Genomic DNA, 15,050 nt, shown 5'->3' with positions numbered 1-15,050 from the left:
GCCTATCAATCAAATCTGTATTTAAGCAAATTTCCCTTTGGCTTTCCATTCCTTATTCCACTCCAACTCTTTCGCCTTTTCTTCTTTCGGGCGATTTGCGAGCTTCAGCAAAGTTTCACGGATTTCTTGTTCTCTCATTTCCGGAATCTTTTTCAGGATCCGGCTAATCTCCATTTGGCTAATTGGCGTCGCTCTGCCGATATGGATTTTTGGAAAGACTTTTTCTGACTGGATCTCACTCGGATCCAACAGCTCTTCATAGAGTTTTTCTCCTGGGCGCATGCCGCTATATTCGATTTGGATCTCATCCTCTTCAAATCCGGATAAGCGAATCATATTGCGGGCGAGGTCGACGATTTTCACCGGTTCTCCCATATCAAGAACGAACACTTCACCGCCGGAAGCAAGCATGCTTGCCTGGATCACCAAGCGGGATGCTTCCGGGATGGTCATAAAATAACGCGTCATTTTCGGATCAGTGACGGTCACCGGGCCGCCTTTGGCGATTTGTTCGCGGAATAGCGGAACGACGCTGCCTCGTGAACCGAGCACATTGCCGAAACGGACCGCTGCAAATGTCGTATTGGAAGAACTAGCCAAATTTTGGACGATCATTTCAGCAAAGCGTTTGGAGGCGCCCATGATGTTCGGTGGATTGACCGCTTTATCGGTGGAAATCATGACGAAGTTTCCAATGCCATGGTGATCTGCCGCTTCAGCTACATTTTTAGTCCCGAAAATATTGTTTTTCACTGCTTCCAGCGGATTCGCTTCCATTAACGGCACATGTTTATGGGCCGCAGCGTGGTAAATGATATCCGGCTGAAATTTGCCGACCATGTCAAAAATCCGTTCTCGGTCTTGGATATCGGCTATGATTGGAACGATTTCCGTCTGCTTCGAAACCAACGCGCGAAGTTCGCGGTCGATGGTATAAATTGAATTTTCCCCGTGACCAAGAAGCAGGATACGTGCCGGCTTAAAGATGCTGATCTGCCGGCAAATCTCTGAACCTATCGAACCTCCTGCACCGGTGACCATAATGCTTTTTCCTTCAATTTTCTCCGTCAACGCTTCCATATCGAGCCGTACTTCCTCACGGCCGAGCAGGTCCTCGATTTTGACGTCCCGGATATCGCTGACTTTCACTTTCCCGACCATCAGATCCTCAATGCGCGGGATGGTCTGGACTTTCAAGCCCGTTCCAATGCAAATCTTCGTAACTTCCGCCATCTCCTTTTTCGACAATGACGGAATGGCAATGACAATCTGGTCGATCCGATGGACTGCCGCCACAAGAGGAATTTCAGAAATCGGCCCTGCGACTTCCAAGCCGAACATTTCAAGCCCCCATTTGGTCCGGTCGTCGTCGATAAAGAGAATCGGCTTTCTGCCCCATTGCTTGTTTTGCTTCATTTGCCGCACGATCATCCGTCCAGCTTCGCCGGCACCTACGACCAGCGTCCGGCTCAACTGGCTTTCAACCGATTTCGGCTCCCGTTCGTGGTAAATCCGGAACGAAAAGCGCGATGCCCCCAAAAACAGGATCAGGAACATCCACGTCAACACCAAGATGCGTCCGAATAATTCACCCGTCTGGACAAACTGCATGACCGTCACCACAAACATCGTCAAGGTCACGGCTTTGACGATCGACTTCAGCTCATGGACTGAAGCATACGCCCACACCTTCCGGTAAAGCCCGTAATGCCAGGCAAAGGAATGATGGGCAATAAACAAAGTGATTGTCGTGAGCAGAAGCAACTTGTCCGACATGAAACTATCGAATGGCAGCAAAAACAAATAGCAGAGATACGTAGCTGAGAGGATGATCAGCGAGTCGATAATGAACAATGAAGTATAGCGTTTTGTAATTGTCATATCATTAGCTCCTTCACCTCGCGTAGAGACCGCTTTTAGTTGTATTCGTGGCTGTAATAATGATCTTTACTGAGTTTATAATTATTCATCACCACACCGACGATATACGCTCTCGCCGTCGAAAGACTGTCGCGCGCTTTTAATGCACTTTGCTTTTCCGTTTTGCCGGTATTGACAACCAGCACTGTGCCGTCGCATTTGTTCGCCAATATTTTGGAATCGGTCACCGATAAAATCGGCGGCGAGTCGAAAATGATCAGGTCGTAGCGTGCTTTCATCTCCGCAATCAGTGAATCGAGCACCGGTGAATCCAGCAGTTCTGCCGGATTATAAGGGATCTGGCCAGACGTCAATAATTCCAGGCCTGGGATGCCGCTATCGCGGACACTTTGTTCCAGCTCCCCCTTGCCGACCAGCAAATTCGATAATCCTGTATGATTATTCAACTGGAATGTATGGTGCAATGTCGGCTTACGCATATCCGCATCGACGATCAGCACCTTTTTTCCGGATTCCGCAAAGACAATCGCCATATTGGCGGAAGTCGTCGATTTCCCTTCTTCTTTTGATGCTGATGTGAACAGCAGCGTTTTCATTTCATTGCCGGGTAAGGAAAAATTGATGGTCGTGCGGATTGTCCGGTACTGTTCACTAATGACGGAGTTCGCCTTAGTACGTGCTACCAACTTTCTGGCGTGCGGCCGCTTTGACGCTGTCTGGTTCAACATTCTCATCCAACTCCATTCTGTCAGTATGTTTCGATGGTTTATCCGTTTTTCCCAAATCACCGACCGGGCTCACGACACCGAGCACTTGCAAACCAAGCAATTCTTCAATATCTTCTTCCGTTCTTACCGTTGTGTTCAATTGGTCAAGCACAATGGCAAGCCCTGTGCCGAGCATAAAGCCGATGATCGCCCCGACTGCCATATTGAACAGCGGATCGGGCTTGACCGGCTGTGGATCAGCTGGCATCGTCGCAGGAGCCAGCACGCTGACATTATCGACACGCATCAAATTGCGGATTTCCTGTTCAAACACTTTAGCGGTCGTGTTGGAGATCAAAACTGCCTGCTGCATTGAAGCGTCTTCAACTTCGAGTGTCACCACCTGGGAATCTTCGATGCTGGACACCGCAATCCGCTCGTTCAGTGATTGCACCGTTTCGTCCAGCCCAAGCTCACTGATGACTTCAGTTAAAATGGCCGGGCTTTTGATGATGACGTTATAGGTACTGATCAACTGGAGATTCGTATCGATATCCTGCATGCTGAATTCCTGTGCGTTAGCGGGTGCTTTATTGACCAGGATTTGTGTGGATGCCTGGTAAACCGGCTTCATCCACAAGTAGCTGACCGCTGCAGCAATTGCGACAAAAGCGACCGTCATCGCGATAATGAGTAGCAACCGTTTTTTTAAGTTTTTCAGAAACTCTTTCATATTGAATGTGCTTTCCATATACTTCACCTCATATCCCCGTCTACGGGGTGATTTTGCTTGTTCAATGGAGCTGTTTTTCTACAAAGCGTCCGATGATCCATAAGTGCAGCGTTTTTCCGTTATGTGCGTTAAGCATTAAGATGATCCACAGCACCAATCCGATCGGCATGAGCAGCACTTCCGCAATCCAACCCACCATCGGCGTTAATCCCACTGCTGTGAACAAGGTGAAGAAAAGAATCGAAACGTATATGGACTGAAATGCGTGAAAACGGACAAATCGATTTTCCCGCTCCACCATCAGCAGAATGAAGCCCGAGAAAAATCCGAGCAGATACGCCAAAGAGCCGGCGACATGTTCCGGCAGTCCAAGTCCCGTAATGGAAGGCTGGGCACTCGGAGCTTCACGGCTTTGCTTAAAGACGGTCTGCTGTTCGAAGTTCACAGGAGATTCATTCGTGATTTTGACTTTGTTCTCAATCATCTGCTTTTCCTCCTTGAAATCTGTCTTCCTATCGCTTAAGACCAATACTAAAGAGAGCAGGTTAAAACAAAGTTAAATAATTTCACTAGTTGAATTTATCTAATAAAATATTCCCCCTCTCGCTTTTCGGCATGGTTATTCACTCGAAATCCTGGTCTGGCAGTCATGTGCCCAAAAACGAAATTGGTTTTTGTATAGCTTCATGAATGCAAAAAAAAATCGGCTGGTTCGCCTCTAGGGCAAAACCAGCCGATCTATATTTTTTTAACTTGTAAACTTATAGCCAAAACCTCGAACTGTTTGGATGTACTTCGGCGAAGTGGTATCGCTCTCCACTTTCCTGCGCAGATTGCTGATATGGACCTTGACTGTCTGGATATCCCCTTCGGAATAATAGCCCCACACTTGATCGTATAATTGTTCAGCGGTCCACACGCGGTTCGGTGTCTGCGCCATCAATAATAATAATTGGAACTCTTTATGGTAGAGTTTTACCGGCTTGCCTTTCACGTAAAGCTCTCGCGCGTCCACATGGATATGGAGGTCGCCGAACTTCAATATCGACAGCTTGTCTTCTTCCCCGCTCTTCCAGCCGTTGCGCCGCAAAATCGCTTTGACGCGCGCTTCCAGTTCGGTAAAATCGAACGGCTTCGTAATATAATCATCGCCGCCGACTTCAAGCCCTTGAATTTTATACGCCAATTCTTTCCGGTAGCTGACAAATAAAATTGGCGTCTTCGTCCGGATCCGGATTTTTTCGCAAAGCTCCAAACCACTCATCCCAGGCATTTCGATATCCAAGCAAATCAGATCCGGATTTTCTTTCGACAGAACATCCATCGCTTCAAAGCCATCTTCGGCTTCGAGCACCTTATAGCCTTTTTTCAATAAAAACAAGCGCATCAGTTCACGGATTCCATCTTCATCTTCAACAATCAATACAGTCGCAGTGTTCAAATCAATCCCCTCCATTCCTTAATATCTCAACGGCAAGGCAATGATGAACGTACTGCCCACGCCTTCTTTGCTCTCTGCCCAAATCTCGCCTTTATGCGATTGAATGATTTCTTTCGCAATCGCGAGGCCTAGGCCGCTTCCTTTATATTGCACCGATTCATCAATTTTGAAGAACCGGTCGAATATATGCGGCAAAGCTTCGGTTCTGATGCCGCAGCCATTGTCTTCGACACGGATCAACAGCTCGGCGTCAGCGTCCAACGAATCCAGCGCGGTTCCGCTTGCCTGTATGCTTGCACTTAAAATGATACGCCCGTCTTCCGCCGAAGTATGTTTGACGGCATTCCATAATAAATTCGAAAATACTTGATCGACACGGTCCACATCGAGAAGGAGCCGCCAGTCAGCCAGCCCTTGTGTCTTGGCCGGCCCGACAAAGCGGAAACTTCGCCCGCTTTGTGCCAAGTCAGACTCCATCGAGCCGGCAACCCTCTCGAGCCATGATACGAGTGGGATCTCATCAAAGCGCAATGTCATATTGCCCGATTTGTATTTCGTCAACTCGACCAAGTCTTCTGTCAATCGCTCGAGCAACAACAATTTCTTATGGATCATATCCAAATAGCGCGGATTATTTTCTTCAATCAAGCTTTCTTTCACTGCTTGGATATAGCTGTGGATCAATGTAATCGGCGTTCCAAGCTCATGCGAGATGGCCGACAGCATTTCATTGCGCGATTTCTCGACTTCCTGGATTTCATCGTTGACGGTCAATAAGTTCATATTGGTGATTTCCAGTGCCATCGTCCGTTCCTTGACGTTGCGCTCGAGGAAGAAATTCAAATTGGTGATTTCCTGCGTCATGCTGCGCAGCGTCGCAAGCGTTTCCACTCGCATCATGAATTCTTCCAAATCACATGGTTTCACTAAATAATCATTCGCGCCCGCACTGAACGCATTGGTTTTTTCTTTAACCCCTTCTTTATCGGACAGCATGAGAACCGGCAATTCCGTTAAAGTCGCATTCACGCGGATTCGCTTGCAAAGCTCATCCCCGCCCATATCCGCCAGTTCATCGTCGAGGACGACTAAATCTGCCGGCCGGTTTTCCAAATGCACGAGCGCTTCTTCGCCACTGCTGACACCATCCGCTTTATAGCCTTCACCTTTCAATTGATGGACCAGCATGAGCCGGTTCACTTCTTCCGCCTCTACGACGAGGATACGCAACCCTTTTTTGACATTCTTCCCTTTGATAAGCGAGTCCGCAAGCTGCGACGCCGTCAGTTCCTTGATGTCATCCGAGGCCGGTTCCGGTTCACGCTCTTCTTCAGTCAACGGCAATGTGAAGGTGAATGATGAGCCTTTTCCGAGAACGGATTCCGCCTTCAGCCAACCGCCTTGCATCTCCACGAGCCGCTTAGTGATTTTCAAGCCCATTCCGAGACCTAAATGAGGAGTGGCAGAGTTGCCAGCGGGCTCAAACAGCGCATCCACTCGTTCTTCTTCCATTCCGTTTCCGGTATCTTTCACCGTAATGGCCACTTGCTTTTTGAAGGTCTTTGCTGAAATGATGATTTCGCCGCTCTCGGTATGTTCGACCGCATTGCCGACTAAATTGTAAAGCACTTGCCGCACGCGTTCCGGATCAGCGATCGCTTCCGGAAAATCTTTGGGGATGGTATGTTTCAATGCGACTTCACTATTTCTGAGGAGCGGTGTACATAAACGGATCACCGAATCGGCGATTGCTGCCAGCTTCACTCTTTCAAGGTGAAGCGGCACTTGATGCTGTTTGGATCCAGAAAAATCCAAAGTATCGTTTATCATGCGCGCCAGTTTTTTGCCGCTGTCTGCAATCGTTTCCAGCTGTTGAATCACTGAATGCGGCATTTTGCTGTGGGCGGATTCCTGTAAAGATTCGGCAATTCCGACCATGCCATATAATGGTGTGCGCAAACTATGGGATGTAATGGCGAGCAATTCATCTTTTCGGTCGTTTGCCTGGCGCAGGCGATCAACTTCGAGCCGCTGCCGCTCAGCCGAGTTGCGCTCACGCTTCTGTTGTCCTTGCTTGCGTATTTTTTCTTTGTCGCGCAAAGCAAAAGCCGCAAACAATACGGCGAGTATCCCCATTAAAAAGATGCTGCCTTGAACGACCCCTGATACCGGCAAAACTGCTATTCTATAAAGAAAGTTTAATGTAGTTGCAAGAGCAAAAAACAACAGCGACAGTGCATAGAACCGAGCGTGTACCAATCCTCTTTTCCTTCCCTGAAATGTAATCAGGAGGCTGATTACGAGTGTTAAGGCCAAGACAAACCAAAGGAGCAACCGTGCCCATTCTATTGAAATGAATAAAGTAGTGAGAACAGCTGCATTAAACACAACCAGCGATTTGATGATTCGAGCGGTTTCCGGCATATGACGTTTCGTATTCAATAAACCTTCCGTCAATAATGTAATGGACATCGCCGATAATCCTGTAACAAAAACAATGCTATAACTATTCCACAAATCCAACTCCGGCCAAATCACATCCAAACTGACGCCCGCCGCTGAAGAGAACAGGAAAAAAGAAGTGATCGCATAAAGCACGAAATACAAATATGCGCGCTGGCGGAGGGCGATGAACCGGTATATAAAATGCGCCAGAAATAACAGGCTTAAGCCGCCAAGCCCTCCAACAATTGCAATTTGCTGCCTCGTTTGGATTTCAAACGCGTCTTTTTCCCAAATCGTTACCGGCAGTTGAATCGGCGAATCCGACTCCACACGCATCAAATAGATAACGGGTTCATCTAAAACCGGTGAAATCGGAAACACTGCCGTTCGGTGGGTAATATCAGAAGGCACGCCTTCGCCGGCTTGCTCAACTGTAACCCCCCCTCCATTGTTCGGCGTGTACAAACTTACTTCATCTACACTTGACGAAGTGAATTCGAGAAGCCACTCATGTTCCATGTCTGCCAGGTTTAACACTTCAAGCTTCAGCCAATACACCGAGTTGCTCAAACCGATATTCATAGGGTATTCACTTGCCGGCAAAAAATTCCATAAATTAGGTGGCTGCAAAATCGTTTCCGCTTCCAGGTTGCCAGAAGCATCTTCCAACACAGAAAGCCGGCTTCCTGCTGGAAGTTCTTTCGTGCCCTTTTCCAGTATGAGCTGTCCCCCGCTATGGGCTGCTGTAGCAGATGGGGGAAAAAGCGCGATGCAGCATATAAGAGAAAAGAGTAGCGCTGCGGTTATCTTTCTAAAAGAATAACTCATCATACTGCACCTCTTTTTTATCTGAATTATCAGTTTAATCAAATTTCGCTGTTTACCTCATACCAAAGCGCCCTCCCTTTATAACTAAGGCAAAAGATGTGTTTTTTATATTATAAATACATATTATGGAGATTAACTAGGTTCATTGATTTAATGAAATCATATCATTTATCACAGGAAAAGAAAACCATTTTAATTTCAGAATATTCAAATATATAGTTAGCCCTATGAAAATTTATTTTGTTTTTCTCACTTAGTTCAAAAGACACGAAAAAAACCATAAGCTCTTCGCTTATGGCTGTAAAATCCCTTATTCTTATACATTGCTTCGTCCGCGCGCTTTAATATAGAGGAAATTGTCTCCCCTGCCGCGGAAGCAACAGCAACACCGATACTGAAATTAACCATTACCGGCATTTTTCCAATCTTCCAGTCGCCTGTCAGCGCGGTGCGGATTTGAAGGGCCGCTTGTTCTGCTTCATTGCTCGTCTCACGTTTTCCAAAAAGACAACAAATTCATCTCCGCCCATTTGTGCTGATATAAAAATCCCCCTGTTTCTCCCTAATAACATCACCCTAAATTTACTTGCTTACATCTTATCAGATAATCTTCCAAACAAAAACTTCGTACCTATTTATAAGTACAAAAAACCTTTTTTCGGTAAATTCCGTTTGGTTTAACAGTCCCCTTTGTGCAAGCACATCGAAAGCTAAGCCCCTCCACTTCCGTTATAATAAAAGCAAAAAGGAGGTTCTAGCCATGTGCTTGATCAATTTGCAATTCCAACATCACCCCCGCTATAAATTAATAGTAGCGGCAAACCGCGATGAGTTTTACGGACGCCCTGCAGCGCCTGCCCATTTTTGGAAAGACGCTCCCGCCATTTTAGCTGGACGTGACCTGAGCCAGATGGGCACATGGCTTGGCGTCAACAAATCCGGACGCTTCGCGGCGCTGACCAATTACCGGGACCCTGAACACATGGCGGCCGGCGCGCGATCCCGCGGCGAGCTTGTTACGCAATTTCTTGAGGGCCACATTTCACCGGAAGCATACTTGCAAGCTATTGACGACCGACAGTACGCGGGATTCAATTTGATCGCCGGCGATGCAGAAGGCCTTTATTATTATAATAATATTCATGGTGAACCGGTCAAAGTGCCGCCTGGGACGCACGGACTTAGCAATCATTTCTTGAATACACCATGGCCGAAGGTGGAACGCGGAAAAGAAAAGCTGGAGGCATACGTATCATTGAATGAGGATGTGCAGTTAGACCGGCTGTTTGAAATTCTGGCAGATGCCGAGCAGGCGTCTGATGACCGGCTTCCGCAAACTGGCGTCGGTTTGGAACTGGAGCGTGCGCTGTCTCCGATGTTCATCAAGATGCCAGACTACGGAACACGGTCAGCGACGGTGCTATTGATTGATCATGAGGGGCTAGTGACGTTTGCAGAACGGAGCTACTTAAACGGGGAGTTTCGTGAAGACCGTAAGTATGAGTTTCAGATTTCTTGAGGCGAATTGCCACCTATTCATGACAAGTTAGCTAGTGCTATGAGACTGCGCTTCAGGGGCAGGCTTGCCGGGGGCGGACGTCGAACCAAGGCGGCTAAAGAGCGCGCCGCCATTGTTTCGCCAGTCCCGCGCAGCCCCCCAGGCGTCGGCCCCTTGCGCTCCGTCTCTAGATTTCGAGGTGTTGATCGTTTCTTCATCCTCTCACACTAGTAAGCAGTGGAAGATATCTCTTTGTTAGCACAAACGATGCTGCACACTTCTTCTCGACAGTTGGAGAATAGAACAGGTTATTTCAACATTCACTGAACGAGCTAATCAGTTTTCTGTTCACTACGCTCCACCAAGGAAGCGATTCCCCCGACAGCGGATGAATGTTACAGAAGCAGTTATTATTTAACTTACTACGACCAATAAAATATAACAGCCGCCTAGTGCATACGGGTGAGCCGATGCAGTGAGACAGATGGTCTTCCTGGCTCACTGCAAGAAGCCGATCCAAAGCAAGGCGGCGTCTATCTGGATGATACTTAAATCAAACAACGCAAACGTGCCACATTCATATTCTAGATTTCTTCAATCATCAATCTAGCTAAGGCAAAATTTCGGATGACACTAATAACAATCAGCTCGATTTTGCCTTATTCGAATTCTAACTTTCTCCACTCAAAAGAAAAGCCAAGCGGAATGGCCGCTTGGCTTTTTGTATTTATGCGAAATCGACGCCCATGCTTTCGAAGAGGCGCTTGTATTCAGGGTACCAGCGCTCCCATTCGGATGTGCGCTCAATACCATGCCCATCAAGAATGGCTTCCATAACATCAAGTGCAACATGCCAACCGGCGACGTCTTTTGGTGTTTGGTTCGTAATACCCGGCAAAGTTTCGATCATGTGCACATTCGTGCCGTTGTCTGTTGGTGTCAGATTGAAATGCACATGGTCTTCACCCCATTCAAAAGCAAGAGTTTTTCCTTTTTCGTAATCGGTAATGGGGAATTCTTTCTTTTTCCCGTGGCCCAGCTCTAATGTCAAGTGGCCGGATTCGCCTTCTTGTTCCATTTGAAGCCCGTAGAACCAGCGATGGATCTTTTGGTTGTTTGTCAGCATGGCCCATACTTGTTCAGGTGGATGATTAAAATGTCTGTCGAATGTCGCATTGTAACCTGTGGTGCTTTTGGTAATTTCTGCTGTCATTAAAATTCCTCCTCCACTCGTCTTTACTATACTATACCCGAGTTCCGTGTGTTTTCTACTCAAATCGGGTATATTTCCTATAAGGAGTTGAAAGCGATGAGATTGGGTTACGCTTGTATGAATACGGAACTGAAAACGGTTTTCCGGACATTGCGTCTGGCAACCGCAGAAAAAGAAGGCATTGAAAAAATCAAGGAATTAACTATCAAAAATATGGACACAACTTTACAAGTCATTCGCTGGAATTTGGATCACGGCATCTACTTTTACCGTGCTTCGAGTTCCATCGTACCGTTATCGACGCATCCGATCAATGATTGGCGTTGGTGGGAAGATGCGGATTTCCTGGCGATTGCAAGCGAAATCCGCAGTTTGGCTGTAGAACACGGGATTCGGATTTCAGTGCACCCGGGCCAGTATACGGTTCTCAATTCACCGAAACCGGAAGTTGTCCGGAAATCCATCGAGGACTTGGAATATCATGATAAGTTGATCCAGTTGCTTGGAGGTACTGATATCATCCTTCACACAGGCGGCGCATATGGCGATAAAGAAGCAGCCAAGAAACGCTTTTCCGAAAATTACCTGCTGTTGTCAGACACCATACGCCAGCGGCTGCGCCTGGAAAATGACGATAAGACCTTCACTTTGCGCGATGTATTGGACGTTCATGCCTTGTGCAATGTGCCGATTTGTTTCGATATTCACCATCATAATTGCAACAACGACGGCAAACCTGTCGATTTCGCAGAGATTTTGGCTACTTGGGAAGGCGTCGGCCGCCCGAAGATCCACATTAGCAGCGGGCGTGAGGGCTTCACTGATTTGCGTCATCACAACTTGATTTCAGAAGAAGATTTCCTGGAATTGCTTAAGCTGGTAGAAGGGTATGAAGTCGACATCATGTTCGAGGCGAAAATGAAGGAACAAGCTGTGCTGCCATTTTTGAAAAAGCTGCAAAACCAATAGAAAAACGCCTGGAGTAGACCGGATCATCCGGTTTCCCCAGGCGTTTTTTCGTTATTCGGGAAGTTTTGGAAACTCCAATGTGAACTTCGTGCCTTTTCCGACTTCTGAGTCAACAATTATTTCTCCGCCCATTTGGTTGACGATGCTGTACGTGACCATCAGCCCGAGTCCGGTTCCTTTGGATTTATTGGAGAAGTACGGTTCGCCGAGGCGTTTCATCGCTTCTTTCGTTATACCGACCCCTTCATCCATTACGTGAACACAGACCGTTTGCGACGAGTTTTCCAGCTCAATGTTCAGTTTGCCGCCAGTCGGCATTGCTTCTATGCCGTTGCGGATGATATTGACTAAAGCTTGATGGAGTTTTTGCGGATCGCCAAGAATCAAACTCGATAAATGATCGGCACGGACAAAAATTTCCACATCTTGAGCTCTCGCATACGGCGACATGATTTTGATGACATGCAAGAGTTCCGTTTCCAATTCTATACGCTTTAACTCACCGTAGGCAGGTTTGGCGTATACAAGGTAATCATCGATCAAGTCTTCGGCGGCATTTATTTCATTTAAAATCGTCTGTTGAAATTCCAGTTGCTTCGAGCGCGGGTATTCGTATTCCTGCATCAATTGCACAAATCCCTTAATGGTCTGCAACGGGTTCCGCAGTTCATGGGACACGGCCGCAGCAAAATGGCTGACCGTCTCCAATTTTTCATGGCGCATGAGCGAATTATACAAGTACTCCTGCTTTTGCAAATGCTCGATCAGCAATGCCGTCAGAATGATGATGCCGCCCTGATTGAGCATTAGCATCAGCCAAATTCCAATCAAATCATGGATCGGATCGCCAAAAAAGAAATATCCGGCAAACAGATTGAACAGCAACGACACAATGGAGATGCTGAAAACGAGCCCCGCCTTCCACCAGCGGTTGACTTTTTGGTAGAGCGGTGCGAGAAACGGAACCCCCGCAGCTACGAGAAACTGATTGAGAATGGCGATATGCATGCCGTCTCCGCCGATGGCAATGCGCCCAATGGCAGAAACGATGAAAAGCACTGCGCTGACGATCGGCCCGCCGTAAAGGGCACCGACAATCATTGGGACTTGCCTAAGGTCAAATATATAATCTTCCGTTAAAAACTGGTAGGGAAATATCATACACAAAATGATGGAGATGGAAAACAAGATTGTCATCGTAATCCGGTGGCTGACGAAAAAATTCCGCTGCCCTGCAGTCGCGAACATTTGGTAAAGAATGATCGGAAAGATGATAAAAAAGATATTATTGATCATGCCGGTCATCATCGCTTCCATATGGGCACCTTCCCTTCATCTTTTCAGACTCCCATTATACCGATAACTTGCCCATTCCTTCCAGTTATTTTTGGCCCTCTTTATAAGGGTGGGGAATCGCGAGGCGGATTTTTGTGAAGGTCCGCTCACGGCGCTTTTTCATCCCCGATAACGAGAGCCCATAGCGTTTTTGCAATTCGGTTAAACTATAGCCGTCCACGTACAGTTCTTGCAATAGGCGGCGTTCTTTAACGGACAAGGACACGTCTTCCAGCCATTCCGGCAATTCTTCCAGTTGCCATTCCGCGGCTGCTTCTTCCTCCTCCAGAATCTGTTCGGCATCTTTGACGAATTGCCCACCTCTTTGCCTTCTGCCCAACTCATCTTTCATCGCACCTTGAATGCTCCGGTAAGCAAACGGCGCGAAATGGCCGATCTCCGGTTCATGCCGCTCCCATGCTTGCCATAAAGCGATGACGCCCAATTGCCGAAAAGATTCATAGTCTGTGTAGATATTCAGCTTCCGAATAATCGATGACACCATAGGAGCGTATTGCTCCGCTACTTCTGCAAATTTTTCCATGTACTGTTCCTTCTGGACGTCCTTGAATTCCCGGGTAAGAACAGCTTAAAAGTAAATAAATATCAAAGCGAACCAGAAAACAGAACATATACACCTATCAAAAACCAGATTCTAATGATTATTAAAAATTACGTTTGAACCAGTTAAATGTAAAATTAAATACATTTTTCTATTTATTTGTATTGATATCACGTCATTCGAATGGTACGATTTTCTAGTAATCTAGAAAGGAGAGGTATTAGTTGAAGAACTATGAAGAATCCCCAATTGATCGCAATGTGCTGTTTCTTGAATCTTTCTATGAAACAGAACGGCGTTCAAGAATCACGACAAAAGATGGTGTACGATATTCGCGTGATTCCCCGCTTGTCTTGATCGACAAAGCTTGCATGCTCTTCGCTTCCACATACGAAGGCCGCGTCAAAGCTACTCGCCATAACCTCAAGCAACATAAAAAAACCACTCTTCTAATTTCAGAGGATGGGCTCGCCGCTTATCCAACCAAGTCTCCCTCCCAGCTTGACTGCGTGTGGATCTTCAATCACCAGTACAGGCTAGAAGCAATTTCCCCCGCACGGACCCGGATCATCTATGATCAATTCGGCGTCTTTACTGAAGTGAATGTTTCGATGCATATCTTATCGAAACAACGGACACGATTATATGAAATGATGTATTTCTATTCGGCAATCCGGGAACGCAATAAAGGCTAATGCTTAAAGACACCTCTCCGTCTGCCGGACCCTATCCGGCAAAGGGTGAGGTGTCTTTTTTATGCTGCATGATCCGCGAGCAATAAAATATATAACTCAAGAGTCCACGCATCGCTCATCTTTTTTTCGAGTGGATCCGTGACGAAAAAAGCGAAATGTCCATCCCATATTTTCGTCTCGCCTTCATATCGCAAAGCAGCTGCAAGACCTTCTCTTTCAATCCAGTCGATCAACCCCAGTGACGATTCCCACAACTCACTTGGCGGGCCGTGGTGAACTGCATGGACAAATGCGCCGCCCGGCAAATAGCCCGTCACCATACGATGATCTTCTGAAAGCAAACGTTTCGTCGGAATCCCCACTTCAATCAACCGCCGCCCATCTTCTTCGAGGCACCAATAACGAATAAAAGGGCGTCCCGTCGGTGTTTCCTTCTGCTGGATCAGCCAGTCCAAAATCTCGGCGGCAAGTGCTGAGGCTTCTTCTGCTCCAGCTGATACTCGCGCAGCAATCCCCACATATGGCTGATAGCTGCGCTGTTCGATAATTGGCTCATTTATATAATACATATCCAATTAACTCCTTCCGTTCTGATCAATTGCTTTACCATACCCGCCAAGCTCCTTTTTCATTCATCAGATCTCCCTGAAGTAAGAAAATTATCACCGAACAAAAACGAAATTACTCAGATTATTCGACTTTTTATTGATATGTAATTTCCACTGTAGATATTCCGCAAAACC

At 46.9% G+C, this 15,050-nt stretch carries 14 protein-coding genes; 3 read left to right on the top strand and 11 right to left on the bottom strand.

What is annotated here, in order from left to right; translation table 11 throughout:
- Positions 1-21 precede the first annotated feature (21 nt).
- The 7 genes from J7E21_RS02085 to J7E21_RS16500 all read right to left on the bottom strand — a co-directional run bounded on the left by J7E21_RS02085 (position 22) and on the right by J7E21_RS16500 (position 8,551).
- Complete coding sequence (locus J7E21_RS02085; protein WP_215104309.1) at positions 22-1,881, bottom strand: polysaccharide biosynthesis protein; 1,860 nt, start codon at positions 1,879-1,881, stop codon at positions 22-24.
- 35 nt (positions 1,882-1,916) lie between these two features.
- Complete coding sequence (locus tag J7E21_RS02080) at positions 1,917-2,609, bottom strand: CpsD/CapB family tyrosine-protein kinase (protein WP_251047762.1); 693 nt, start codon at positions 2,607-2,609, stop codon at positions 1,917-1,919.
- On the bottom strand, positions 2,551-3,339 hold the full coding sequence (locus tag J7E21_RS02075; protein ID WP_215104305.1) for a YveK family protein: 789 nt from the start codon (positions 3,337-3,339) through the stop codon (positions 2,551-2,553). Before J7E21_RS02075 ends, J7E21_RS02080 begins: the two co-directional genes overlap by 59 nt.
- A gap of 43 nt (positions 3,340-3,382) precedes the next feature.
- Entirely contained in the window at positions 3,383-3,805 is a 423-nt protein-coding gene (locus tag J7E21_RS02070) for a DUF4870 domain-containing protein (RefSeq protein ID WP_215104303.1), read from the bottom strand.
- A 264-nt stretch (positions 3,806-4,069) separates the two neighbouring features.
- On the bottom strand, positions 4,070-4,762 hold the full coding sequence (locus J7E21_RS02065; RefSeq protein ID WP_215104301.1) for a response regulator transcription factor: 693 nt from the start codon (positions 4,760-4,762) through the stop codon (positions 4,070-4,072).
- Between the two features lie 18 nt (positions 4,763-4,780).
- Positions 4,781-7,879 (bottom strand): ATP-binding protein, encoded by a 3,099-nt coding sequence (locus J7E21_RS02060; RefSeq protein WP_215104299.1) that lies wholly within the window; start codon positions 7,877-7,879, stop codon positions 4,781-4,783.
- 414 nt (positions 7,880-8,293) lie between these two features.
- A complete protein-coding gene (locus tag J7E21_RS16500; RefSeq protein ID WP_215106064.1) occupies positions 8,294-8,551 on the bottom strand; it encodes a diguanylate cyclase domain-containing protein in 258 nt (85 codons plus the stop codon).
- A gap of 244 nt (positions 8,552-8,795) precedes the next feature.
- Between J7E21_RS16500 and J7E21_RS02050 the strand changes: the two genes are divergently transcribed.
- On the top strand, positions 8,796-9,554 hold the full coding sequence (locus tag J7E21_RS02050) for an NRDE family protein (RefSeq protein ID WP_215104297.1): 759 nt from the start codon (positions 8,796-8,798) through the stop codon (positions 9,552-9,554).
- 706 nt (positions 9,555-10,260) lie between these two features.
- On the opposite strand, the gene J7E21_RS02045 is transcribed toward J7E21_RS02050, so the two are convergent.
- Positions 10,261-10,746, bottom strand: coding sequence for an SRPBCC family protein (locus J7E21_RS02045; RefSeq protein ID WP_215104295.1), 486 nt, complete (start codon positions 10,744-10,746; stop codon positions 10,261-10,263).
- Positions 10,747-10,842: 96 nt separating this feature from the next.
- Between J7E21_RS02045 and uvsE the strand changes: the two genes are divergently transcribed.
- Entirely contained in the window at positions 10,843-11,715 is an 873-nt protein-coding gene (uvsE, locus tag J7E21_RS02040) for a UV DNA damage repair endonuclease UvsE (RefSeq protein WP_215104293.1), read from the top strand.
- A 51-nt stretch (positions 11,716-11,766) separates the two neighbouring features.
- Here uvsE and J7E21_RS02035 read toward each other — a convergent pair whose 3' ends face one another.
- Both J7E21_RS02035 and J7E21_RS02030 read right to left on the bottom strand, forming a co-directional pair.
- The gene (locus tag J7E21_RS02035; protein WP_215104291.1) at positions 11,767-13,032 is read right to left on the bottom strand and encodes an ATP-binding protein; all 1,266 of its coding nucleotides are present in this window, start codon (positions 13,030-13,032) and stop codon (positions 11,767-11,769) included.
- A gap of 64 nt (positions 13,033-13,096) precedes the next feature.
- Positions 13,097-13,594 carry a sigma-70 family RNA polymerase sigma factor gene (locus tag J7E21_RS02030; RefSeq protein ID WP_215104290.1) on the bottom strand — a complete coding sequence of 166 codons (498 nt, stop codon included), beginning with the start codon at positions 13,592-13,594 and terminating at the stop codon, positions 13,097-13,099.
- 242 nt (positions 13,595-13,836) lie between these two features.
- On the opposite strand from J7E21_RS02030, the gene J7E21_RS02025 reads away from it, so the two are divergent.
- The gene (locus J7E21_RS02025; protein ID WP_215104288.1) at positions 13,837-14,307 is read left to right on the top strand and encodes a competence protein ComK; all 471 of its coding nucleotides are present in this window, start codon (positions 13,837-13,839) and stop codon (positions 14,305-14,307) included.
- Between the two features lie 59 nt (positions 14,308-14,366).
- On the opposite strand, the gene J7E21_RS02020 is transcribed toward J7E21_RS02025, so the two are convergent.
- Positions 14,367-14,876: a GyrI-like domain-containing protein gene (locus J7E21_RS02020; protein ID WP_215104286.1), complete on the bottom strand. Its 510-nt coding sequence runs from the start codon at positions 14,874-14,876 to the stop codon at positions 14,367-14,369.
- Between the last annotated feature and the right edge of the window lie 174 nt (positions 14,877-15,050).

This window comes from Planococcus sp. ISL-109 (assembly GCF_018613655.1).
Taxonomy (GTDB): domain Bacteria; phylum Bacillota; class Bacilli; order Bacillales_A; family Planococcaceae; genus Planococcus.
Note: the sequence above shows the minus strand (reverse complement) of the source record. Positions and strands in the feature narration are given on the sequence as shown.